This is a genomic window from Dinghuibacter silviterrae, from assembly GCF_004366355.1.
GTDB classification, from domain to species: domain Bacteria; phylum Bacteroidota; class Bacteroidia; order Chitinophagales; family Chitinophagaceae; genus Dinghuibacter; species Dinghuibacter silviterrae.
This window is the reverse complement of the sequence record NZ_SODV01000001.1, coordinates 584,886-606,852: the sequence shown is the minus strand read 5'-3', so window position 1 is coordinate 606,852 and position 21,967 is coordinate 584,886. Positions and strand designations below refer to the sequence as shown.

Annotated in this window: 24 protein-coding genes; 13 read left to right on the top strand and 11 right to left on the bottom strand. The window is 56.9% G+C overall.

All coding sequences use genetic code 11. The features are described from left to right. Window positions 1-11: 11 nt before the first annotated feature. The 4 genes from EDB95_RS02670 to EDB95_RS02655 form a co-directional block, all read right to left on the bottom strand. The gene (locus EDB95_RS02670) at window positions 12-572 is read right to left on the bottom strand and encodes a L,D-transpeptidase family protein (protein WP_133990311.1); all 561 of its coding nucleotides are present in this window, start codon (window positions 570-572) and stop codon (window positions 12-14) included. Between the two features lie 83 nt (window positions 573-655). Continuing rightward, window positions 656-1,486, bottom strand: coding sequence for an outer membrane beta-barrel protein (locus tag EDB95_RS02665; RefSeq protein WP_162852464.1), 831 nt, complete (start codon window positions 1,484-1,486; stop codon window positions 656-658). A gap of 31 nt (window positions 1,487-1,517) precedes the next feature. Beyond that, window positions 1,518-2,576, bottom strand: a complete 1,059-nt coding sequence (locus EDB95_RS02660) for a hypothetical protein (protein ID WP_133990307.1) — start codon at window positions 2,574-2,576, stop codon at window positions 1,518-1,520. Continuing rightward, window positions 2,573-3,031 (bottom strand): RNA polymerase sigma factor, encoded by a 459-nt coding sequence (locus EDB95_RS02655; protein WP_246073466.1) that lies wholly within the window; start codon window positions 3,029-3,031, stop codon window positions 2,573-2,575. The genes EDB95_RS02660 and EDB95_RS02655 overlap by 4 nt, the downstream gene beginning before the upstream one ends. Before the next feature lie 165 nt (window positions 3,032-3,196). Between EDB95_RS02655 and kbl the strand changes: the two genes are divergently transcribed. Genes kbl through EDB95_RS02610 form a run of 9 tightly spaced genes read left to right on the top strand, consistent with a single transcriptional unit; the run spans window position 3,197 to window position 11,283 of the window. Then, on the top strand, window positions 3,197-4,384 hold the full coding sequence (gene kbl, locus EDB95_RS02650; protein ID WP_133990303.1) for a glycine C-acetyltransferase: 1,188 nt from the start codon (window positions 3,197-3,199) through the stop codon (window positions 4,382-4,384). Continuing rightward, on the top strand, window positions 4,381-5,139 hold the full coding sequence (locus EDB95_RS02645; protein WP_133990301.1) for a penicillin-binding transpeptidase domain-containing protein: 759 nt from the start codon (window positions 4,381-4,383) through the stop codon (window positions 5,137-5,139). Before kbl ends, EDB95_RS02645 begins: the two co-directional genes overlap by 4 nt. A gap of 10 nt (window positions 5,140-5,149) precedes the next feature. After that, complete coding sequence (locus EDB95_RS02640) at window positions 5,150-6,151, top strand: VWA domain-containing protein (RefSeq protein ID WP_133990299.1); 1,002 nt, start codon at window positions 5,150-5,152, stop codon at window positions 6,149-6,151. Next, the gene (locus tag EDB95_RS02635; protein WP_162852463.1) at window positions 6,148-6,795 is read left to right on the top strand and encodes a tetratricopeptide repeat protein; all 648 of its coding nucleotides are present in this window, start codon (window positions 6,148-6,150) and stop codon (window positions 6,793-6,795) included. Before EDB95_RS02640 ends, EDB95_RS02635 begins: the two co-directional genes overlap by 4 nt. Before the next feature lie 16 nt (window positions 6,796-6,811). Further along, on the top strand, window positions 6,812-8,779 hold the full coding sequence (gene ispG / locus EDB95_RS02630) for a (E)-4-hydroxy-3-methylbut-2-enyl-diphosphate synthase (RefSeq protein ID WP_133990295.1): 1,968 nt from the start codon (window positions 6,812-6,814) through the stop codon (window positions 8,777-8,779). Window positions 8,780-8,791: 12 nt separating this feature from the next. After that, on the top strand, window positions 8,792-9,763 hold the full coding sequence (locus tag EDB95_RS02625) for a helix-turn-helix transcriptional regulator (RefSeq protein WP_133990293.1): 972 nt from the start codon (window positions 8,792-8,794) through the stop codon (window positions 9,761-9,763). 48 nt (window positions 9,764-9,811) lie between these two features. Continuing rightward, window positions 9,812-10,270 carry a GyrI-like domain-containing protein gene (locus tag EDB95_RS02620; RefSeq protein WP_133990291.1) on the top strand — a complete coding sequence of 153 codons (459 nt, stop codon included), beginning with the start codon at window positions 9,812-9,814 and terminating at the stop codon, window positions 10,268-10,270. A gap of 20 nt (window positions 10,271-10,290) precedes the next feature. After that, complete coding sequence (locus EDB95_RS02615; protein WP_162852462.1) at window positions 10,291-10,896, top strand: DJ-1/PfpI family protein; 606 nt, start codon at window positions 10,291-10,293, stop codon at window positions 10,894-10,896. A gap of 39 nt (window positions 10,897-10,935) precedes the next feature. Next, window positions 10,936-11,283 carry a rhodanese-like domain-containing protein gene (locus tag EDB95_RS02610; protein ID WP_133990287.1) on the top strand — a complete coding sequence of 116 codons (348 nt, stop codon included), beginning with the start codon at window positions 10,936-10,938 and terminating at the stop codon, window positions 11,281-11,283. A gap of 13 nt (window positions 11,284-11,296) precedes the next feature. On the opposite strand, the gene EDB95_RS02605 is transcribed toward EDB95_RS02610, so the two are convergent. Further along, a complete protein-coding gene (locus EDB95_RS02605) occupies window positions 11,297-11,779 on the bottom strand; it encodes a hypothetical protein (RefSeq protein WP_133990285.1) in 483 nt (160 codons plus the stop codon). Between the two features lie 73 nt (window positions 11,780-11,852). Between EDB95_RS02605 and nadB the strand changes: the two genes are divergently transcribed. From nadB to pstS, 3 genes are read left to right on the top strand one after another with little or no spacing between them, the layout of a single operon-like run. Beyond that, complete coding sequence (nadB, locus tag EDB95_RS02600; protein WP_211352039.1) at window positions 11,853-13,448, top strand: L-aspartate oxidase; 1,596 nt, start codon at window positions 11,853-11,855, stop codon at window positions 13,446-13,448. Next, window positions 13,448-14,365 (top strand): lysophospholipid acyltransferase family protein, encoded by a 918-nt coding sequence (locus tag EDB95_RS02595; RefSeq protein ID WP_133990281.1) that lies wholly within the window; start codon window positions 13,448-13,450, stop codon window positions 14,363-14,365. The genes nadB and EDB95_RS02595 overlap by 1 nt, the downstream gene beginning before the upstream one ends. A gap of 60 nt (window positions 14,366-14,425) precedes the next feature. Next, window positions 14,426-15,499, top strand: a complete 1,074-nt coding sequence (pstS, locus tag EDB95_RS02590) for a phosphate ABC transporter substrate-binding protein PstS (protein WP_133990279.1) — start codon at window positions 14,426-14,428, stop codon at window positions 15,497-15,499. Between the two features lies 1 nt (window position 15,500). Here the strand turns inward: pstS and EDB95_RS02585 are convergent, their stop codons facing one another. The 6 genes from EDB95_RS02585 to EDB95_RS02560 all read right to left on the bottom strand — a co-directional run bounded on the left by EDB95_RS02585 (window position 15,501) and on the right by EDB95_RS02560 (window position 21,470). After that, window positions 15,501-17,435 carry a hypothetical protein gene (locus tag EDB95_RS02585; RefSeq protein ID WP_133990277.1) on the bottom strand — a complete coding sequence of 645 codons (1,935 nt, stop codon included), beginning with the start codon at window positions 17,433-17,435 and terminating at the stop codon, window positions 15,501-15,503. Between the two features lie 2 nt (window positions 17,436-17,437). Further along, window positions 17,438-17,980, bottom strand: a complete 543-nt coding sequence (locus EDB95_RS02580) for an RNA polymerase sigma factor (protein WP_133990276.1) — start codon at window positions 17,978-17,980, stop codon at window positions 17,438-17,440. 111 nt (window positions 17,981-18,091) lie between these two features. Further along, the gene (locus EDB95_RS02575; RefSeq protein ID WP_133990274.1) at window positions 18,092-19,498 is read right to left on the bottom strand and encodes an MBL fold metallo-hydrolase; all 1,407 of its coding nucleotides are present in this window, start codon (window positions 19,496-19,498) and stop codon (window positions 18,092-18,094) included. An 89-nt stretch (window positions 19,499-19,587) separates the two neighbouring features. Then, window positions 19,588-19,938, bottom strand: coding sequence for an ArsR/SmtB family transcription factor (locus EDB95_RS02570; protein WP_246073464.1), 351 nt, complete (start codon window positions 19,936-19,938; stop codon window positions 19,588-19,590). Between the two features lie 139 nt (window positions 19,939-20,077). Beyond that, window positions 20,078-20,821 carry a tRNA (adenosine(37)-N6)-threonylcarbamoyltransferase complex dimerization subunit type 1 TsaB gene (gene tsaB / locus EDB95_RS02565; protein ID WP_133990272.1) on the bottom strand — a complete coding sequence of 248 codons (744 nt, stop codon included), beginning with the start codon at window positions 20,819-20,821 and terminating at the stop codon, window positions 20,078-20,080. After that, window positions 20,805-21,470, bottom strand: coding sequence for a 3-hydroxyacyl-CoA dehydrogenase family protein (locus EDB95_RS02560; RefSeq protein ID WP_133990270.1), 666 nt, complete (start codon window positions 21,468-21,470; stop codon window positions 20,805-20,807). Before EDB95_RS02560 ends, tsaB begins: the two co-directional genes overlap by 17 nt. A gap of 29 nt (window positions 21,471-21,499) precedes the next feature. On the opposite strand from EDB95_RS02560, the gene EDB95_RS02555 reads away from it, so the two are divergent. Continuing rightward, window positions 21,500-21,886, top strand: coding sequence for a RidA family protein (locus EDB95_RS02555; RefSeq protein WP_133990268.1), 387 nt, complete (start codon window positions 21,500-21,502; stop codon window positions 21,884-21,886). Window positions 21,887-21,967 lie beyond the last annotated feature (81 nt).

Here is a 21,967-nt window from a genome sequence, read left to right as displayed (position 1 = left end):
TTGCCCGGGGCTCAGCGGACCAGGACCTCGGTGCCGACCGGGATGAGGTCATACAGATAGCGCGCCTCCTCGTGTTTTACGGAAATGCAACCCCATGTCCAGTTCTGGAGCCGGTCCACGGCGAAGTCCTCGTTCCAGCGGGTTCCGTGGATACCGATGCCACCGCCGATATGCGCGGATGCGGGTATGCGTCCTTCCGCCTTGGCCTCGTTGAATTTTCTGTAACTGTCCTGGGTAGGATAATCCAGGAGGAGAAAGGGCCCCCATTGGGGGTGTATCTTTTTGGCAATGACGTGAAACAAACCCAGGGGTGTCTTGTTGTCCCCTTCCATCAGTTTGTCGCCGGGCTCCCCCTCTCCAAAAACCGCCCTGTACGTCAGGATGCGGCCCCGCTCATTATAAACATATAATGCGTTGGCAGCCTTGTCGACGATAATCAGGTAACCCGTCGTGCTGGCGACCTTTCCCGCACCCGCGGAAACCAAAGCTTGTGCTTTACAGATTTGAGTAGAGGCAAACAGGCAAAAGATGCTGCATGCCAGCAGCAGACGCCCGGAGGGTATCGTTGTCATTGCACCGGATTTACATTCCCTTCAAACGTAACGAATGGGGGGAATATTTTGTTGGTGGTTTGACAATGTGGGCGGCCGCTGGTTTAATAGTCCAGACGGATACCTACCGCATAAGGCGTCATGTCGAGCCCGTATTTGTACATCGACTTGGTGGCCAGCTCCCCGTAGATGCCGACCGGTCCGAGGTTGAGCTCCGCGATGTAGGAAAGACGCCAGGGTTCGAGGTTAAAGCTGCTGTGGGTCTTTTGTTTGCCGTGTTCGGAGCTGATCAGCTTTTGCCGCCCGGAATAAAGGTAGCCGCCGCTCATACCTACGCTCAGGCCGATGGGGTTGGAGTGCCCGGGGTTAAAGGTAAAGTTGATCATGACAGGTAGCGTCAGGAAGTCGGTGGCCAGTTTGTTTTTCCGGTAACTAATCGTGTCCGGTACGATTTCCAGGGGGTTCTGCCGGTAGACGACGTTGCTGGTATAGCGATAGTTGTGGGTTTCGATGCCAAGCCCATACTTCAGGTTGATGACCCCTTTATAAAGGTTCAGCTTTGACATGAAAAACCAAAGGTTGAAGTTGATGGACTTGCCGTTCCTAAGTGTAAACCGGTCGGCGGTGGCCCCGGGGGACAGCGCCTGGGTAGCGGCAGACGTATAAACGGTGTTGTCCGTATAGTTATCAAAACCAAAGTCAACCAGGAACCAGTCGGTGCTTAGTCCTTTATGGGAACGATAACGATAATGGTGTATTCTGCCCGTGCTGTCCCAGGTGATGTCACCGCCCCGGTCGGAGTGGTCGTCCTTGTTGACGATGATGATGCCGCCCACCTTTACCGTGTCCCCGGTGCCCGTTTTTGTCGTGTCCTTTTGAGCCCAGCCATGAAGGGTCAAGCCCAGAAGGGCGCCCAGAATTCCAAAATGTCGCATACAAGAGTTTTTGAGAGAATAGTTCATTTTGTTATTTGTCGGACTCAGGGCGAACGTTGTCCGAATTGAAGGGGGTGGAGCGTTTCAACAGGCGGCCTGCCCTGCGGAAAAAGCCCTTCACCTCGCCGTTCATTACCTGGTCGGCCCGCACGAAAAGGATCTTGTCCCCGTCGGCCGCCTGGTCCCCTTCCTCTAATGTGTGATACGCAGGGGAAGGCGTGGTTGTTACAGCAAGGGCGGGATTATTCCGGGAACCGTCGATGATCGCGGGTTCGGGGCGCGGGTGGTGCGCAGGGGCCGGGGGGTGTGCGATGGCAAGATCGGCGGATGTAGTGGTGCGTAACGAGGGAAGGGGGCCCAGATCGGGGCCGTCGGACGTTTTTGTTGCGCCCGTTGTGGCTATGGTGGCCGGTTCTTTGGATCCGGTGGTCGCGGGCCCGGTGGTCGCGGGCCCGACCGGGCGCGTATTGCCGGTGTGGGTAGCTGCGATAGCGGGGCCGGTCCCGCCGGGGTTTATGCCCGTGGTGGGGTTGGGCACCGCGCCAGGTTGTACATCAGTGGCGGTCCCGCCGGGGTTCGCGCCGGGTTGCGCGCCAACGGCGGCCCCAGGGTTCACGCCGGGCCGTACGCCCGCGGAGGGACTGCCGGAAGCGGCGCCCGCGACGGGGTCGCCGGAAGCGGCACCCGCAACGCGATCGCCGGAAGCCGCTCCGGGCTGCGCCACCGAAGCGGCCCCAGGGGTGGAGGCGGTAGCCCCGCCGGCGGCCTGCTCGTGGGACCTGTCCCGGAGCACCCAGAGGGTACCGGAGGCAAGGAGGATGATGGCAACGGCGGCCGCAATGGAAAAACGCCTCCGGGCCAGGGGGATGACCCTGGCAGGAGCTGCGGGTAGCCGGTACAACAGGCTTTTATCTTCAAAGGTGTATACCTCATCCTGGGGGAGGATGGTCATCCGGAGGTTTTCCATTTCTTCGACAAGGTCGGGATGCTCTTCCAGGAATACCTCCACGGCCAGGCGCTCTTCGGCGGCCAGTTCCCCATCCACATAGAGCAGGAAATACTCCTCGTAGTTATGGCGTGTCAGGTTCATAATACGTTCTCCATTTTAACGATATAATCCCGGAGCTGGACGCGGGCGCGGTGAAGGTATACCTTCACCTGGCTTTCGTTCAGACCGGTGATACGGCCGATTTCTTCATAGCTATACCCCTCGTAGTCCTTGAGCATGACCAGGCTTCGCTGGGTTTCGTTCAAACGGCTCAAGGCTTCCATCAGAAGCTTCCGGGTGTTGTTCGAGGGTGCGTCCTGGACCTTGGCGTCTTCACGGAAGTCTTCACGCAGCAGGACCCTTTTGCTTTTGCGGATATGATCGATCATCTGGTGATACGCGATCGTGAACAGATAGGACTTGCTCCGGGCGGCGTCCACCTGTTCACGATTGCTCCATAGCTTTTCGAAGGAGGCCTGAACCACGTCCCTTGCATCTTCTTCCCTTCCTAAGTTCTTCAATATGAAGCGGTACACATTATCTGCGTACTGGCTCACACATTGATTGTATTCCTGTGGGGTCATAAGCGGTTCGGCACCTGATAAATTTACGCCGTTCGATCGGGGTTTGCCTATATTACGCCCAAAGGGGCCGGAAAGTTACAGGGCGGCCAAAGAAATTTCGGGCTCAATCTTTACTTTTGTTTTCCCTAAATCCTGATTATGAACGAAAACCTGGTTAGCCGGTTGGGCAAGGAATTGGAAGCCATCCGGTCGGAAGGATTGTACAAGACAGAAAGGATCATCGCGAGCGAGCAGGGGGCGGACATCCTGGTCAACGGGAAAAACGTGATCAACCTTTGCGCGAACAATTACCTGGGACTTTCCTCCCACCCAAAGGTCCTGGAAGCGGCTCATAAAGCCTTGGACAGCAGGGGGTACGGGATGAGCAGCGTGCGCTTTATCTGCGGGACGCAGGACATCCACAAGGAACTAGAGGCAAAAATCTCGCGTTTCCTGGGGACGGAGGACACCATTCTATATGTGGCAGCGTTTGACGCCAACGGCGGGGTTTTCGAACCCTTGTTCGGGGAAGCGGATGCCATCATCTCGGACGAGCTCAACCACGCGTCGATCATCGACGGGGTAAGGTTGTGCAAGGCGCAGCGGTATCGTTATAAAAACAACGACATGGGTGACCTGGAGGCGAAGCTGAAAGAGGCCGCGGGCGCCCGGAGCCGGATCATCGTAACGGACGGCTCCTTTAGCATGGATGGGACCATCGCCCGCCTGGACGAAATCGTGGCCCTGGCGGAAAAATACGACGCCGCGGTGATGAGCGACGAGTCGCACAGCTCCGGCTTCCTGGGCAAGACCGGAAGGGGAACCCATGAATACCGCGGGGTCATGGGGCGGATCGATTTGATCACTGGCACCCTGGGAAAGGCCCTGGGCGGTGCTTCGGGCGGTTTCACCAGCGGACGTAAGGAAGTGATCGACATGTTGCGGCAGCGCAGCCGGCCCTACCTGTTTTCCAATACCCTGGCGCCGAGCATCGTGGGGGCTTCTATCGCGGTGCTCGACATGCTCACCGAAACCACGGCGCTCCGAGACAAGCTGGAGTGGAATACGCGGTATTTCCGGGATAATATGACCGCCGCCGGTTTTGACATCAAGCCTGGCGACCACCCCATCGTACCGATCATGTTGTACGACGCGGTGCTGGCGCAAAAGATGGCGGCCAGCCTGCTCGATGAGGGGATCTATGTGATCGGGTTCTTTTACCCGGTGGTGGCCAAAGGCCAGGCAAGGATCAGGGTGCAGCTGAGCGCGGCCCACGAACAACATCACCTGGACAAGGCGATCGCAGCGTTTACGAAAATCGGGAAATCCCTGGGGGTGATTAAATGATGCGCAAGGTTTTATTGATGTGCGCCCTCGCAGGCCTGGCCGGGGGGTGTTCGCTGAATAATGTGGACAAGGCGGATTACCTGAAGCCGTATTTCGACACGGCCGGTGTCCATGGGTGTTTCGCCCTGTATGACAATGGGCGCAACGAGTTCACGATCTACAATAAAGACAGGTATCTGCAACGCTTTCCGGCCGGAGGGACGTTAAACATCCTCACGGGGCTCGTTGGACTGGAAACCGGCAAGGTCTTTGACGAAAAGAAGGCCGGCTTCGCCGGCGACGCGCCAGGGGCTGACAGCGCCGGCGAGTCCCTCGCAGATGCATTCCGCACCGACGATGCCGCGTATTTCAAAACCCTGGCGCAGGTGCTCGGGGCGGATACGATAAACAATAGGATAAAGGCCATATCTTACGGGAACATGGATACCCGGGGCGGAGCGAACCTGACCATTTCACCGGACGAACAACTGGGTTTGGTAAAGCGCTTGTTTTTCGACCAGCTTCCCTTCCAGAAAAGGACGCAGGAAGTGATGCGGACGGTGATGGAGCGGGAAAAGACGACATTGTATACGCTGGCGTGGACGGAAAACTACACCTCGGATTCCACGGGACACCCGGTAGGCTGGGCCCTGGGTTGGATAGAAGAGCGGAATCATCCGTATTTTTTCGTCCTTAATATAGACGGAGACAAAGGCGCCGGGGTGCTGATGCGGAAAATTCTGACACAACAAGGATTCTTCAAAGGCGTTATGTAATAAAAAACACGTGTTGCATTTTCAACATACCTACTACCTGTACGGGCTGGCCCTGCTTCCCGCCTTTGGGTACCTTTTCTACCTGGTTCTGTCGTGGAAGAAAAGGGTCCGCACCCGGATCGGAGATCCGGCGCTGGTGGACCAATTGACGCGGAACTACAGTCCGAGGAACTTTGCTATCAAGTTTGGGCTGGCGCTGGCGGCGCTGGTGTTGATGATCCTCGGGTTGGCGAACCTGCAGCATAAGACCGGGGGCAAAGTAAACCGGAAAGGGCTGGATGTCATGATTCTCCTGGATGTAAGCAACAGTATGCTGGCGGGGGACCTTCAGCCGTCCCGCCTGGCGAGGGCCAAACAGGTGATCAGCCGTTTGCTGGACGACATACCCGATGACCGTGTCGGTCTGATCATTTTTGCCGGGCACGCTTATCTCAATATGCCCCTTAGCTCGGACCACGCGGCAGCCAAAATGTACCTGGACGCCGCGAGCCCGGCGTCGGCGCCTACCCAGGGGACGTCGATCGGCGAAGCGCTGCAGATGGCGCAAACCATGTTTAACAACAAGGAGAAGAAATACAAGGCCGCCATCCTGATCACGGACGGTGAGGACCACGACGAGAACGCTCCCAAGGTCGCCGAGCAACTGCGGGGCGAGGGCGTGGTACTGCACACCATCGGTCTTGGTTCGCCCACCGGTGCTTTTATCGTGGACCCCAGTACGGGGGAAAACAAAAAGGACGCCGAGGGAAATGCGGTGGTGACCAAGCTCAACCAGTCTTTGCTCCAGGACCTGGCCGGCAAGACGGGGGGAACCTACCAGCTGTATGACAACACGGACGCGGTGGTGGGGAACCTGGAAAAGTCGTTGAACGACATGGGCGGGCAGTCATACGAAGACGACAATTTTGCACAATACGACAGTTATTTCTTTTACTTCCTCTGGGGGGCGCTCGTTGTCTTGCTGGTGGAATGGTGTATCCCGGAGAAACGACAAAAACCGGTGGCTGTATGAAACCTTTTTTTTGGACCCTGAGCCTTCTCGCGTTTACCCTGGTCAGCCGGGCACAACAAGCCAATGCACTGATCAAGAAGGGGAATGAGGCGTATAAGCAGCAACAGTTCGACAAGGCGGCCGAAGCCTATAAAAGCGCCCTGGACAAACAACCCACGAGCGAGATCGGGCAGTATAACCTCGGGAACGCGCTGTATAAGGGTAAGAAACTGGACGAGGCGGCCACGGCCTATGATAAGGTGGCCAAGTCCACCAAGGACCGGGATTTCCAGCAAAAAGCCTACTATAACGAAGGGGTCACTCTCCAGCAACAGCAAAAGCTGCCCGAGTGTATAGACGCATATAAAAACGCGTTGAAGATTAACCCCGAGGATCAGGATGCACGCTTCAACCTCCAAAAGGCCCTGGCGCAGCAACAACAGCAGCAACAGCAAAAACAGCAGCAACAACAGCCAAAACAAAAGCAGAAGCAGCAGAAACAACAGCAACAACAACAGCAGCAGCAACCCCAGCAGCAACAAAGCAAGCTGACCAAACAACAGGCGGAGCAACTGCTCAAAGCCATGGAACAGAAGGAAAAAGACCTCCAGGAAAAGATGGAGAAGGCCCACGCCACGCCTCAACAACCGGAAAAAGACTGGTAATCCCTACCTTTGTCCCATGCAGTTGTACGCGCCTTCCCTGACCGAATATAAACGCCTCAAGACCCTCGAAGTAAAGGTGGGCGACCTCGTTCTCGGCAACTTCCATCCCATACGTGTCCAGACGATGACGACGACCGATACCATGGATACCTTAGGTACCGTGGAGCAAAGCATCCGCTGTATAGAAGCCGGGGCTGAAATGGTACGCATCACGGCGCCCAGCAAAAAGGAAGCGGAGAACCTGGAAAGCATCCGGAATGCGTTGAGGGCGAGGGGCTACCATACCCCCCTGGTCGCGGACATCCATTTTACCCCCAACGCTGCGGAGATCGCGGCCCGGATCGTGGAAAAGGTCAGGGTTAACCCGGGGAACTATGTAGACAAGAAAAAGTTTGCTTTTATCGACTATACCGACGCGGATTACCTGGAAGAACTGGACCGCATCCGGGAACGCTTTTTACCCCTGATCGCCATCTGTAAACAATACGGCACGGCGATGCGCATCGGGACCAACCATGGTTCCCTGAGCGACCGCATTATGAGCCGGTATGGGGACACGCCCACGGGGATGGTCGAAAGCGCCATGGAATTCCTCCGGATCGCCCGGGACGAACAATACCACCAAATCGTGCTGAGCATGAAAGCCAGCAACCCGCAGGTAATGGTTCAGGCGTACCGCCTGCTGGTCCGGCAAATGGAGGAGGAATTCGGGGTTTGCTACCCACTGCACCTCGGTGTCACCGAAGCAGGAGACGGAGAGGACGGACGGATCAAGTCCGCCATTGGGATCGGGACATTGCTGGAGGACGGACTGGGGGATACGATCCGCGTCAGCCTTACCGAGGATCCGGAACTGGAAATACCCGTTTGTCGCGATATCGTCAAACGGTATACGCACCGGTCGGCCAACCCGGTCATTGAACCTGTCGGTCCGCTCCCTTACGATCCGTTTCACTATCAAAGACGCGCCACCGATCCGGTTGGCAATATCGGCGGGACGCATGTACCCGTTGTCATGGCCGATCTGAGCCACTTGTCTGCGCTCCGGCCGGAGGACCTGAAGAGCATCGGCTATACCTACGACGGGGCTTCGGATAAATGGAACATTGCGGATACCGCTGCGGATTATATTTATACCGGCGGTTCTTTGCCGTCGTTCGCGCTGCCCGGAACGCTGAAGGTCGTGGCCGACGCGGCGGTAAAGGGGGACCGGATCCCGTTTTGGGAAGCGGCGGCGTACAGCGGCCAAACGGGCGCGAGTGGCGGCGCACAGCCCGGCGTGCACTTCGTGCGCCTGCATTGCAGCGATGCACAAGCCCCGGAGGAGATCCCGGAGGCCCTACTGCGGGACCCGGGCGTTGTCCTTTGCCTGACCAGCGACAACCCGCACGCGATGGCCGCTGTGAGAAGGACGTTAGTGACTTTGCAGGAGCGCGGGTCGAAAAGACCGGTGCTGCTCATGTCGACGAGTGCCGGTCAAACGGCCGATGAACACCTGATCCAATTTGCCACGGAAACGGGCGCACTGCTGCTCGATGGGATGGGGGATGGGGTCTTTCTGAGAGCGGAGGGGGGCGCGGTCCAGGTTTCCGGCCGCAACTACCAGGAGCAACACGGTCTGGAAGGACTCCTGAACAATACGGCCTTTTCGATCCTCCAGGCGACGAGGACGCGGATCAGCAAAACAGAATACATTTCATGCCCCAGCTGTGGGCGGACCCTTTTCGAGCTGCAGGAAACCACGGCCAGGATCCGTTCGGTGACCCACCACCTGAAAGGGGTGAAGATCGCCATCATGGGCTGTATCGTCAACGGCCCCGGGGAAATGGCGGATGCCGACTTCGGGTACGTGGGCAGCGGCGTCGGGAAGATCACGCTGTATAAGGGAAAAGACATCGTGAAGCGAAACATCGACAGCACGATTGCCGTGGAAGAATTGATCGGACTGATCAAGGACAACGGGGCCTGGGTGGAACCGGCCTAAAAAAATACATCATTGAACCGCATCGACAGACTTCATGCCATCCTGGTCCACCTGCAAAGCAAGCGCAGGGTGACGGGCCAGGAAATCGCCGACCGCTTCGGGATCAGCCTGAGGAGCGTCTACAGGGACGTAAAGGCCTTGGAGGAATCGGGGGTGCCGGTCATCGGGGAAGCGGGGATCGGGTACAGCATCATGGAGGGCTACCGTCTGCCCCCCGTTATGTTCACCCAGGAAGAGGCAGCGGCGCTGTTGATGGGGGTGAAGCTGACGGAAAGGTTTACGGACGAGCTGACCCGGAAACAAATCGAAAACGCCCTTTTTAAAATCAAGTCGGTGTTGAGGGCGCCGGACAGAGAGCACATAGAACAACTGTCCGATAATGTGGTCGTAGCAGCCTCCCGTCTGCCGGTGGAGGAGGGGTTCAACAAATACCTTTCGGATCTGCAAAAAGCGGTGGTGGCCGGCCGGGTCGTCCACCTGTCCTATCACACGCCTTACCGGGAGCATGAACAGGAAACTTTTCGTGATATAGAGCCCTTTGGGCTTTGCTATTACGGCCAGGCGTGGCACTGTTTCGCCTGGTGCCGGATGCGAAAGGACTACCGGGATTTTAAAATTACAAGGATCAAGGACTTACGCGTCACCGGGGATACGTTTTCCCGGGACCAGCACCCGTCCTTAAAGGAGTATCTCGAAAAGATGGTGCGCTCCAACAACGAGGTACAGGAGGTCAAAGTCCTTTTTGACAAGGCCACCGTGCGCCACCTGGGCGAGCAAAAATATTACTACGGCTTTGTCAGCCAGGAATTTACAGGAGACCATGTGCGGATGACCTTTTTGACGGGTCACCCGGAATATATGGCCCACTGGTTGTTCTCTTTTGCGGACCGGGTGGAGGTGGAATCCCCGGACGCGATGAAGGATCATATCATGAACCTGTTTATGCGTCTGCAAAAAAAATTGCTGACACCGACAACATCCTGACATAAGGTTGGCACCAGGGGGTTGTTGATTTGCTGTAAATAACCTCCTATGCAGCTCAACACATCTCCCCCCCTTCACGTCCTTTCTTTTAGCGTACGCACCACCCTGGCCGACCTGGGCAAGTATGGCGTCACGGTTCCCAAACAGCTGTATGCCGAGGCGGCACTGCTTGGTTTGTTGGTGACCGGGCCTTTGCGCTGGCGATACCTGGGAGCGGACGGCAGGAGGGACACGGTTTTCACCCTGCAGATCGGGCTCCCGGTGGAAAGACCGGCACACCCAACGGAAGGCATCTTGTTTTCGTTTGAAGAATGGCCGGCTTTTTACGGCCTTGCCCAGATCCACGAAGGACCCTGGGAATTGCTCCATGAAACCTATGGCAAAGGAATAGAATGGCTGCTCCACGAGGGATATACCATCGGGCCGGAGGCCCGCGAGTCTTACCTCAACGTGGACCTGGTTGTTCCCGCTTTTCACCGGACCGAGGTGCACATCGGTATTGTATAAACCACTCAAATGCTGACTATATGCGTAAGAAAACCTGTTATGTTTTTTTGACCGAAGAATACGCCGACTATGAGATCGCCCTGGTGATGGCGGGGCTGCACAGTTTTGGAGGTGTGGAAGTAATGACGTTTGCGCTCACCAGGGAACCGGTGTCTTCCATGGGCAACCTCGCCGTGCTCCCCGACTACGCACTGAATGAAGTCGACCCCAGCGACGTGGACCTGCTCCTCCTTCCCGGTAGCCCGCTCTGGGAACAAGGCGCCAACCAGGAGATCGCGGGTCTTGTACGCTCGGTATACCTGCTGGACAGGGGGATTGCGGCTATTTGCGGGGCCACGGTCTTCCTGGCGCGGGAAGGGTACCTGGACAACTGCTGGCATACCAGCAACTTCGAAGGCTACCTGGCGACGACGGCCGATAGCTACGGAGGGGAAGTAAAGTATACAGGTGAACCCGCCGTCCGGGACGGGCAACTTATTACGGCCGGTGGCGTGTATGGCTTCCAGTTCGCGGTGGAAGTATTTGACTTCCTGGGGCTCAGGGAGAACCCCGGCTTCCAGGAATGGCTACAATATTTCCACAGGGGCGAGGAGGTTATCCGCCGTTCCAGGGCGATTCTTTTTTAGGTGTTTTTTCGTACCTTACGAGGTACAGAAAACGCCTATATGCCGCTGTCGGTCGCCTATCTTTATGGGTTGCCCGTGCTCACGCCATTGGATGTGCTCATCAGGCTCAGCCATCCAGACTTTTTTGTGTTCGACAACAACCCCGAAACGGTCTTCTTACACCACCGGGTACCCGGTGCCCTCCGGCTCGATCCCATGCATTTTACGGAATCCGACCTGCCCACCGACGAAGAAGCGTCCCTGTTGTTCTATTCTTCCGGACCCCTTTGCGGGGCGGGTACGCATGCCGCCCGGAGGGCCAGACGGATGGGGTACCCGCACGTATACGTGATGACGGCGGGTATCACCGGCTGGATTAAAGAGGGATGCCCGATAGAGAGGGGGTAGTCAGGTATTCGAACTACATGAGTGCTTCAAATTGCCGGCGAAGCTGGCTGACCGTAAAAAAGACGGACCAGACGGCACCCACCTCCAGGACACACAAAAGGAGCAGTCGGAGGAGGTATTGGGATTTCCAGAAAAGCTCTATGCCCATCATGTCCAGGAGCAATACGAGCGAAACGGCATAAGCCAGCAACACCAGGAAAAGGTTGGGCCGGATCCGGACGTCTACCAGGGTCCGCGCCCTGTATTCGGGCGGTTCGCCGGGCGCCGGCGGTGGCAACACCAGCGGCGCCATGGGATCCAGCGTCCCACTAAGGTAAGCCAGCCTGCTGTCAAAAAAACCCTTCTGTGCCAGCCCCCAGGGATGCCCCAGCCGGAAACTGTTTTCTGCAAGGGTCGTGCCCCCGGTCCGCATCAGAAAGGAACCCAACCGGGCAGATACGGAGGTCACGTCTTCCTCCAGCACATATTGGTAACTCTGTGTAAAAAAAATATCCAAGGGGTAATGCGGTTTTGCCGGATCTCGAACAGCGTCAAAATTATGAATATCTCCCTAACTTTACCCTTCCATTATGCAGACCGACTTCCTAGTGATCGGCTCCGGTATCGCGGGGCTGACCTACGCGCTAAAGGTGGCGGATGCCTGTCCGGACAGGAAGGTGACCGTCATTACGAAGACGACAGAGGACGAGACCAATACCAAGTACGCCCAGGGTGGCGTTGCCGTCGTCAATGACCTGGAGAACGACAGTTTCGAGAAACACATCGAGGATACGCTCATCGCCGGGGATGGGCTTTGCAACCCGGAGGTCGTGGAGATCGTCGTGAAGGAAGGCCCGGAACGCGTCCAGGAGATCATCGACTGGGGTGCCGAGTTCGACCGTACACCGGACGGGGATTATGCCCGGGGCAAAGAGGGGGGACATTCCGTTTTCCGCGTCCTCCACCACAAGGATGTGACGGGAAGAGAGCTCGAAAGAACCCTGCTGGCCGCGGTGCACGCGAAGGAGAACATAGAAGTGCTCAACCATTGCTTCGTCGTGGACCTGATCACCCAGCACCACCTCGGATACCTGGTCACCAAGTCCACCCCTGATATCGAATGTTATGGGGTTTACGTGCTGAACCTCCACACGGGTGAGATCGAAAAGATCATTTCCCGGATCACGCTCCTGGCCACCGGGGGTAACGGTGGCGTCTACCGTACGACCACGAATCCACGCATCGCCACGGGTGACGGGGTAGCAATGGCCTACCGCGCCAAAGGCCGGATCGAGAACATGGAGTTTATCCAGTTCCATCCCACCGCCCTTTTCGAGGCGGGCGTGGGTAGTGCGTTTCTCATCTCCGAAGCCGTCCGGGGTGACGGGGCCATCCTCCGGAACCGCAAGGGCGAAGCCTTTATGGAACGCTATGACGCGCGAAAGGATCTGGCTCCCCGCGACATCGTGGCCAGGGCGATCGACAGTGAAATGAAGCGGACCGGTACGGAATATGTGTACCTGGATTGCCGGCACATGAACCAGGAGAAATTCATCCACCACTTCCCCAATATCTACGAGAAGTGCCGTTCCATCGGCATCGACGTGGCTACGCAAATGATCCCGGTTGCCCCGGCGGCGCACTACAGCTGCGGTGGCATCAAGACCGATGAATGGGGCCAGACCTCCATCGGCAACCTCTATGCCTGCGGAGAATGCGCCAGCACCGGTTTGCATGGCGCCAACCGCCTGGCGAGCAATTCCCTCCTGGAGGCGATGGTCTTTGCCCATCGTTGTTATATGGACGGGATCCGGCGGGTGTCGTCGGTATCGCTGCGCACGGATCTGCCTGACTGGAACGCCCACGGTACGGCTCAACCGAGCGAAATGATCCTGATCACACAAAGCCTGAAGGAGCTTCAACAGGTCATGACCGACTATGTCGGTATCGTCCGGACCGACGTGCGTCTGGAAAGGGCGATGAAGCGGCTCGACCTGCTCCACGAAGAAACGGAGCGGCTCTACGAAGCGGCGACTATTTCACCCCAGCTCCTGGAGCTGCGCAACATGATCACCGTGGCTTATATCATCGTCAAGTGCGCCCAATTCAGAAAAGAGAGCAGGGGGCTACACTACAATACCGACTATCCGGCGCACAGCGCCATCGTGCAAAATATGGTGTGGTGATGTACTATCTCCTCTATGCTTTTGTGTATGGGCTTTCGCTCCTGCCTTTCTGGTTCATCTATGGGGTAGCGGACGTACTTTTCGTGTTGGTATACTGGGTGTTTGGATATAGAAAAAAAATAGTGCTGGACAACCTGTCCCATGCTTTCCCCTCCCTTTCCGAACGCGAACGAGCGCGGATCGCACGGAAGTTTTACCGGAACCTGATCGATAATTTCCTGGAATCCGTAAAGCTGCTCACGATCAGCAACCGCCAGCTGAGCAAGCGTTTTGTCTGCGACTATGGTCTTATGGAAAGGCTGTATGCCGAAGGCAAGAGTTGCCAGCTGCACCTAGGGCATGTTTTTAACTGGGAGTACGCCAACGCCGACTTTTCCTCCAAAACGCAGTTCTCTTTCCTGGTCGTCTACATGCCCATTGGATCGAAGGCCGTGGACCGGCTGTTCCGCGGTTTGCGCGAACGTTTCGGGACGATATTGTTGCCTGCCACCGACATGAAGAATGCGATGGTGCCCTATCGCAACAAACAGTATGTCCTCACCCTGGTGGCCGAACAGAATCCGGGGAATCCGGAAAATTCCTATTGGTGTTCATTTCTGGGCAGACCCGCTCCTTTTGTAAAGGGACCGGAGCGGGGAGCGCGGTTGAACAACATACCCGCGGTTTTCGTGTCTATCCGGAAACCCCGGAGAGGCTACTACACGGCTTCTTTGTCGATAGGGGCCGACGAACCGCGTAGCCTCCCGGAAGGCGAACTGACCCTTCGGTTTGTCCGTTTTATGGAAAAAGAAATCCGGGAACAACCCGAAATATGGCTGTGGAGCCACAGACGCTGGAAGTGGTCGTATAAGGACGAGTATGAGCGGCTGCGGATCGACCTTCAACGCGGCGCCTCCGCTGCAAATGATAACATTTAGGTAAAGCCGCTTTTTCGCAGTTCTTGCCCGGACCCCTTTTATTTGGCAAATTTTTCATCTATGAAGTTCAATTTGCCGAATCTCAAAATGGCAATCGTTGCCGGTGCGGCAGTGGCCGCACTCGGTCTGGCGATGACGCCACCCGCTCCTTTCTTTCAAGCCGATAACGAACTGATCGGCGCGGGCAGCACCTTTGACTATCCCCTGTTCACCAAGATGTTTTCCGACTACAACACCGCCACCGGTGTAAAGGTCAACTATCAGTCCGTTGGTTCCGGAGCCGGGATCTCCCAGCTTACGAATAAGACGGTTGACTTTGGCGCCACCGACGCACCCATGAATGACAAACAGGAAGCCGCCCTGTCCGCTCCTGCTATCCATATCCCCGTCACCGCGGGCGCCGTTGTACTGAGCTACAACCTCCCCGGTGTAAAGGCCGCTATCCAGCTGACGCCTTCTGTTTTGGCCGATATTTTCCTCGGTAACATCACTTCCTGGAACGATCCGAAGATCACCTCCATCAATAAAGGCATCGCCCTCCCCGGCACCGCCATCCTCATCGCGCACCGTTCCGACGGAAGCGGTACCACCAACATCTTTACGACCTATCTCTCCAAGGTGAGCACCGACTGGGACAGCAAGGTGGGTAAGGGTTCCGCCGTCAACTGGCCTACCGGTATCGGTGGCAAGGGTAACGAAGGTGTGGCCGGGTTGATCAAGCAAACCCCGGGCGCCATCGGCTATATCGAGCTGGCCTACGCCATCCAGAACGCCATGCCCTACGCTTCGGTTCAGAACAAGTCCGGTAAATATATCGTCCCCAGCACGGCTTCCATCACGGCTGCCGCCAACATCCCCATCCCCGCCGACTCCAAGGTGTCTCTGACGAACACCGACGCCAAGGACGGGTACCCCATCTCCGGTTTTTCCTGGGTGGCGATCTATAAAGACCAGAACTACGGTGGCCGTTCCAAGGCACGTGCACAGAACATCGTCAAACTGGTGACCTGGATGATCCACGACGGTCAGAAGTATTCCGCTGCACTCAACTATGCTCCCCTGTCGCCGGCTGCGGTGAAGGTGGGAGATGCGCTGTTGAAGAGCGTGACCTTTGGCGGTCAGCCTTTGAAATAGTTTACATTTCAAGCAATACGCAAGGAAAAAGCATTCTTGTCAACCTTGTTTGCAGGTCCCGTAGCTTTTCGTTACGGGACCTTCTTTTCTCATCGATCCATTCCCCCTTTTGAAACTTATTTTCCTGCTGGAGGGATCCGTCCCTATACCACGCATTTAGCCGCCGGGTGAGCGCACTGTCGCCGACCGGCACCGGCCTGATAAGACCATAGTCCGTGGACCGCAGGCGTTTCTCTTCATACAGGTAGGCTTGCGTGCCTTTGTAAGCAATACAAACGAGACCGTAACCGATCGATGCATTCAGGCTTTCCGAATAGGCTCCACCCGCGGAGGAGAGCCGGACATAGCTGTTCAGGCTGTCCGGTAGAAGGTAAACATAAACGCGTTCATAGGAGGCGTCCACCCGGATCGAAAACGGTGCGTACCGGATAGAAACCTTGCGTCCCGTCTGTGGGTCTATGGCGTCTATGGATGTACGGGTGACGGTAGCCGTCGCCGCCGCCCTGTCTATGTTACACCAGCCGGTGTTGGTCAGGGTGACGCGGTAGGACTCTTTTGGCAGTTCACTTCCGATGCCCGCCTGGCGACATACGCTTTTGAAATTCAAGGTGAGTTCTTGTTCGAAGTTTTGGGCTGCCCTCCAGGCCGAATCCCGCCCGTGTTCCAGGGCCCTGCTCGTGGTTTCCTCGTTCAGCCTGTCCTGGTAGGACCAGTATTCGTTTTCTGTTTTTGTGACCGCTTCTCTAAAGAGACGTGCTTTCGTCCGGTAGTAATCGCGAAGCCTCCGGTAGGCCGTGGAGCCGATCCGTACCCTGCCGTCGTGCCGGCCGGCAAAGCGGAGGAACTGATCCTTTAAGGGGGAACCTGGAAGGAGTACGTTGGCTGCCATGGAATCGACCTGGTAAAGGGGTTTGTCGAGGTGGTCGACATAGAGGTCGAGTATGCGTTCGTCGAGCGTGCGATGGATCCACGGCATCCGCGCTTCGAATTCGCGCGTGGACAGGAGCGTATTTTGAAACCGCGGACCCCAGATCGTTTTGACCTTGGCGGGATCGATGCCACAGGGGATATAGGCGGAATCGGAGCCATAGCCGGCCCGCGCCGCCAGTGAGAAATAGAGGCTATCGGTGAAGGACTTGTTGTCCGCGTCGTACCCCCATCGCCGGAGGGAATCGAGGTAGTGCGGCGGGTAAAAATCCAAACCGGTTATATCAACCGGCACCAGGTCCGTTTCCAATGGCCGGGGGTTGACCCAGTCGATGATGCCGTCCGGGCTCAGCCGGCCCGTGTATAGTTCCATACCGGGTCGTATGGTGTCTGTGGGGATTTCCGCATAGACGCCACGGGTGGGATCTATGCGAAGCGGCCGGCCTTCACGGAGGGCATTCAGATAAAACATGCCCCCGGTTTCGAGCAACCCGCCCCCACTTCGGGTCGAAAGACCTGCCCGCATGATGGCCGCGGGGTCCAGGGCCTCCTGTACGACGAGTGTCAGCGGTCCTTGGACGGGTTTGCCGGCGTCATCCAGAAAACAACCGGCAGGGATGGAGAAGACAATCCCCGCGGGGGTTTCGATGACCGTGTCCCGGGAGCCGTTCAGTGTGAAGGCCTGCTCGGGCAGTTTTACGGGTGGTGGCGCTGCCGCAGGGTGTCTGTGGGTGTAGAGGAGGGCGAGGGATAGAAGCACGATGCCCATACCGGCGGTACCCCACCTCCTGAAGAAACGGCCGCGGTGATACCGACGTTTTGCCTGTTGGATCTTTTGCGACCAGGCGGTCCGGTCGAGACCTTCCATGAGTAGTTGCTGAAGCCTGACTTGTTCGCGCAACACCGGGTCCGCGGCCATTTCCTGCTCAAATTCGATTCGACTATCTTGTGGAAGGCTTCCTTCCAGGTAGCCTTCGATCTTTTCGATGGTGTCCAGTTCTTTGCGCATGTTCAAAGGGTTTGGTGTTCGAGTTCGGCGAGCCGTGTCCTGGCGGCTTCGAGACATTTGTACTTTTGGTTCCTGGCCACGTTCTCCGAGCTATATCCCATACGGGCGGCAACTTCCTGCCACTTCAACCGCCGGGTATAAAACAGGAGCAGGAGTTCCCGGCATCGGTCCGCCAGTTCCGCCAATACTTTCTCGGCAAGCCGGAAGCGCGATTCCCGGAGAAGAACATCGGCCAATGCCTCATCCGGCGGGTCTTGGAGGGTAGGAGGGACGGCCCTCTTCCTTTTTTTTAATTCGTCCATCCACAAAAGACGGCAGACGCTAAAAAGGTAGGTGCTCAACCGGGCGGTAAGCACGAAGTCGGTTTCCCTGATCTTCCGGCAGAGGATCAGAAGGCCTTCCTGGAAGACATCCTCTGCGTCCTGGGTGCTGCCGCCATGGGCGACAACCGTTTTCCGGGCCATGGGGAAATAACCGTACAGGGCGTCGAGCGCAGCATCGCTCCGCCCTGCCCGGATGAGTTGGACGATCTTTTGATCGGGCATTTTCAAGGGCTTTTTCTATATATGGTGGAATATAGAAAAAGTCACCTCAGGTTGGCCATAAAATTTCAGCAGCGGGGTGCCGCCGGGCGAAACGTAGCCGCCGGGCGGCATTTAGTTGAGTACGGCCGACTCTTTCACAACCGGAATGGACCCCTCCGCCTGGATGGCGGTCCATCCGCCGGTGACGTTGCGGAGGTTGTGGAGCCCCTGGCGTTTGAGCAACGAGCAGGCGATGACGCTGCGATAGCCGCCGGCACAGTGGACGTAGATATTTTGGTTTTCCTCCAGGTAAGCCATCGATCCGGGATCGGAAAGGGTTTCGAGGGGAATATTTTCGGCGCCCTTGACGTGGCCGCCCCCAAATTCGATCTCCTTCCGAACGTCAACGACGACGAGGTTTTCGTCAAACGGGATGTCCAGCGCGAGCTCGTAGGGGGTAACATTGATGATCATGTCGATGGGCTGGCCGGCGGCTTTCCAGGCGTCAAAACCACCCTGGAGATACCCGGACACGTTTTCGAAACCGACACGGGCAAGCCGGAGGATGCTTTCTTCTTCCATACCCTCGTCGGTAACGAGGACAATGGGATCGGTAAAACCCAGGAGGTTCCCCGCCCATTCTGCAAAACGGCCTTCGAGACCGATGTTGATGGAGCCCGGTACGAACCCGTCGGTGAAGACAGGGGCTTTGCGCGTGTCCAGGATGACGGCGCCGGGACGTGTGGACTCCTTTTTAAATTCCGCTATCGAGAGGGGTTGCAGGCTTTCGTGCATTACTTTTTCCAAACTTTCATAACCCTCCTTGTTGATCCGGGCGTTGACCGGGAAATATTGGGGAGGAGCCGACAAGCCTTCCGTAACCGCCTTTATAAAAGTTTCCTTGTCCTGGGGCTGGAGGGCATAGTTGGTTGCTTTTTCTTCACCCAATGTGCTATGGGTGTGTGGGCCGAGGTTTTTACCGCAGCTGCTGCCCGGCCCGTGTGCGGGATAGATGATCACGCTGTCGGGCAAGGGGAGAACCTTTTCGGCAAGGGAATCGTACAGCATCCCGGCCAGCTCTTCTTTGGAAAGACTGCCGCTGCTGAGATCGGGACGGCCAACGTCACCGACAAACAGCGTATCCCCTGTAAAAAGCGCGTGCGGCGCGCCTTGCTCGTCCTTAAGAAGATAACAGGTAGATTCTATCGTATGACCAGGGGTATGAAGGACCTCCAGGCTGACATCGCCAATCCTGAATGTTTCTCCATCCGCGGCTTTGTAGATGGGGAAAGCCGTTTCCGTCCCGGGACCGTACACGATGGGTGCGCCTGTCTTACGCGACAGGTCGAGGTGGCCGCTGACAAAGTCGGCGTGGAAGTGCGTTTCGAGTATATACTTGATGGTGGCTCCCCTTTCTTCCGCCAGGTGGATATACATTTCCACGTCGCGGAGCGGGTCGATGACCAGGGCTTCCTTGTTACTTTCTATATAGTATGCGGCCTCACTAAGACAATTGGTATATAGCTGTTGTATAAACATAGATCCGTATTAAACTACAGAGGGAGTACCTTCATAGGAACTCCCTGCTGGCGTTGTAAAAGAATTTGAGACGTTTCGGATGGGGCGGGTTATCCAACCAGTTCTTCCACGAATTTCGAAATCTCTTCTACCCGTTTGGTATTGATCGTATACCAAATGAATTTGCCTTCCCTCTCGGTCATCACTATACCAGCTCTGCGAAGGATGGCCAGGTGTTGAGAAGCGACAGACTGTTCTAACCGGAGTTTGGTATAAATCTCGGTTACCGTCATCTTCTCGTGCTCGTCGATAAGGCGGACCACCTGTTGCCTGAGCTTATGATTCAAAGCACGCAATACCAACGCAGCTTTTTTAACGCTCAGCAAGTCGACCCGCACGGCACTTTCTTTTGCATGCTTACCATGCAACACCATTGCATAAGGAGTTTGAGTCTCTGCCATAATTCTACACTTTATCAAAATCGTTAATGCAAAGTTACACCATCATATATCAGGAAGGTGTAATTATTCTGTTAAACCAGGACGTACTGCAAAAATATTACATTTATCTGAAAAGTGAACTGTGCTTTGCAGCCTGCCTTTATTTGTTCTTGTGGAATTCTTTGAGGTACAGGGGTTCGAGGTAGGCAAGACCTGCCACCGCGCCCGCCTGGTAGCGGGCTTCAGCGATAGGGGAGAGGTCGGCGACCGAATGTTGTATCAACAAAAATCGTGCTTTGTTCGTGGAAAACTTTGGCTTCCATTTCAAGCTCCCATCGCCGCTGAAAATGAGATAGTTGTTTTTTATATAGGGGTCGAAGACCATGGGGTCGAGGATCATAGCCGTGGGCTCTAAAACGGCCTCGCCTATGGCGTCGTAGATCGCGGTGAAGACTTCATCGCGGCGGGCGTCGATCATGGGGCAGAAGAGGGGGGCGCCGGGGGCGGCCTCGTCGGCCGCAGCTTTTGAGGCCCCGCGGGGTGTGCCGTCGGCGGCCCCGGCTGCCGCGGCTTCCAACGCCCACGCCCTTCGGGCCGCGTGGGCCATGACTTCCAGGGTCACCACGGGGATGAGGGGTTTGCCCAGGGCATAGGCCAACCCCTTGGCACTGGAAAGGCCTACCCGCAAACCGGTATAGGAACCTGGGCCGATCGTAAGGGCGATGGCATCCAGGCTGGACAGCGGTATCCCGAGCTTCCCCGTGAGCGCGGCTATTGCCGGCTGCAGGAAAGAGGCGTGTTCCTTTTGCTCATCGTTGGCGATGGCGTCGAGGATCCGGCCGTCCCGGGATATACCCACGGAAGCATAGGGTGTGGCGGTATCTATATTAAGCAGTAAGGCCATGGGTTGATTCTTCCTTTAAACGGGGAGCGACGGTGTAGATGGGATTTTCGCGGGCGAGGGTTTCCAGGAGCGAGACGATGGAGGACAGGCCGATATGTCTTGCCCACTCAAACGGTCCGTAAGGATAATTGGTGCCGAGCCGCATGGCGGTATCGATCGCTTCTTTGGTACTTACCTCCTCACCAAGTGCCAGATAGGCTTCGTTGATGATCATGGAGACTACGCGTGCGGAAGGCATCCCGGGCTGGTCCGGCAGGAGCTCGGGGGTTTTGCCCCAGGCTGCGCAGAACGCACCGGCCTTTTCAGCCGCGGCCGGGTGGGCGACGAGCTCGGCCAGGGGTCTTTGTAGAAAGGTGTTCCAGGCGTTGATGCGGACGAAGCGATCGTCACTGGTGCGTAAAAGGCCCGGCACGTCGTTGACCAGGATGAGGGCCGCGGGGTATTGCGCCAGCGCCGGGGTGCGCGGGGGCGCGTAGTCGAGGTCGAGGACGAAGTCGGGTGGCGCGGCAGAGGCGAATGCCGCGGTTCTCGCGCTGTCGAACGCCGTTGCGCCGGGCGCCTCGACCCATGTCGCTTCTATGGCGGAGCCCTCAAAGATGTTCCCGAAAATTTCGCGCGTGGCGCGGGTGGCAAAGACGATTCCCTTCATTTGGGTCTTTCAATGTATTTTGCAAAGATATGAGCAAGAAGATAATTCAAACGGATAAGGCGCCCGCTCCCATCGGGCCGTACAGCCAGGCCGTACTGGCAGGGAACCTGTTGTTTGTTTCCGGGCAGGTGGCCCTTACTCCCGGAACCGGCGAGCTGGTGACCCAGGACATTGCCTCTGAAACGCACCAGGTCATGCACAATATCAAAGCGATCCTGAACGAGGCGGGGCTGGACTTCCAGCACGTCGTAAAGACATCGATCTTCCTTTCGGATATGGGGTTGTTCGGCGCGGTCAACGAGATCTACGGGAGCTATTTCAGCGGGGCTTACCCGGCTCGCGAGACGATGGCCGTAAAAACGTTGCCGAAGAACGTGAACGTCGAAATCACCGTGACCGCGATGGTCGGCGCATAAGTGCGCGCACCGCTGGGCCTGAAAGGTGCGCCCACGGCGTCTCGCGGCGCGGGCACACCCGGAGCGGGGTCCGGCGGCGCC

Bases quoted from the DNA above. Each gene is read 5' to 3' on its own strand.
- EDB95_RS02670 (WP_133990311.1), bottom strand. From the start codon at position 572: ATGACAACGATACCCTCCGGGCGTCTGCTGCTGGCATGCAGCATCTTT.
- EDB95_RS02665 (WP_162852464.1), bottom strand. From the start codon at position 1,486: ATGCGACATTTTGGAATTCTGGGCGCCCTTCTGGGCTTGACCCTTCAT.
- EDB95_RS02660 (WP_133990307.1), bottom strand. From the start codon at position 2,576: ATGAACCTGACACGCCATAACTACGAGGAGTATTTCCTGCTCTATGTG.
- kbl (WP_133990303.1), top strand. From the start codon at position 3,197: ATGAACGAAAACCTGGTTAGCCGGTTGGGCAAGGAATTGGAAGCCATC.
- EDB95_RS02645 (WP_133990301.1), top strand. From the start codon at position 4,381: ATGATGCGCAAGGTTTTATTGATGTGCGCCCTCGCAGGCCTGGCCGGG.
- EDB95_RS02635 (WP_162852463.1), top strand. From the start codon at position 6,148: ATGAAACCTTTTTTTTGGACCCTGAGCCTTCTCGCGTTTACCCTGGTC.
- ispG (WP_133990295.1), top strand. From the start codon at position 6,812: ATGCAGTTGTACGCGCCTTCCCTGACCGAATATAAACGCCTCAAGACC.
- EDB95_RS02620 (WP_133990291.1), top strand. From the start codon at position 9,812: ATGCAGCTCAACACATCTCCCCCCCTTCACGTCCTTTCTTTTAGCGTA.
- EDB95_RS02615 (WP_162852462.1), top strand. From the start codon at position 10,291: ATGCGTAAGAAAACCTGTTATGTTTTTTTGACCGAAGAATACGCCGAC.
- EDB95_RS02610 (WP_133990287.1), top strand. From the start codon at position 10,936: ATGCCGCTGTCGGTCGCCTATCTTTATGGGTTGCCCGTGCTCACGCCA.
- nadB (WP_211352039.1), top strand. From the start codon at position 11,853: ATGCAGACCGACTTCCTAGTGATCGGCTCCGGTATCGCGGGGCTGACC.
- EDB95_RS02595 (WP_133990281.1), top strand. From the start codon at position 13,448: ATGTACTATCTCCTCTATGCTTTTGTGTATGGGCTTTCGCTCCTGCCT.
- pstS (WP_133990279.1), top strand. From the start codon at position 14,426: ATGAAGTTCAATTTGCCGAATCTCAAAATGGCAATCGTTGCCGGTGCG.
- EDB95_RS02585 (WP_133990277.1), bottom strand. From the start codon at position 17,435: ATGCGCAAAGAACTGGACACCATCGAAAAGATCGAAGGCTACCTGGAA.
- EDB95_RS02580 (WP_133990276.1), bottom strand. From the start codon at position 17,980: ATGCCCGATCAAAAGATCGTCCAACTCATCCGGGCAGGGCGGAGCGAT.
- EDB95_RS02575 (WP_133990274.1), bottom strand. From the start codon at position 19,498: ATGTTTATACAACAGCTATATACCAATTGTCTTAGTGAGGCCGCATAC.
- EDB95_RS02570 (WP_246073464.1), bottom strand. From the start codon at position 19,938: ATGGCAGAGACTCAAACTCCTTATGCAATGGTGTTGCATGGTAAGCAT.
- tsaB (WP_133990272.1), bottom strand. From the start codon at position 20,821: ATGGCCTTACTGCTTAATATAGATACCGCCACACCCTATGCTTCCGTG.
- EDB95_RS02560 (WP_133990270.1), bottom strand. From the start codon at position 21,470: ATGAAGGGAATCGTCTTTGCCACCCGCGCCACGCGCGAAATTTTCGGG.
- EDB95_RS02555 (WP_133990268.1), top strand. From the start codon at position 21,500: ATGAGCAAGAAGATAATTCAAACGGATAAGGCGCCCGCTCCCATCGGG.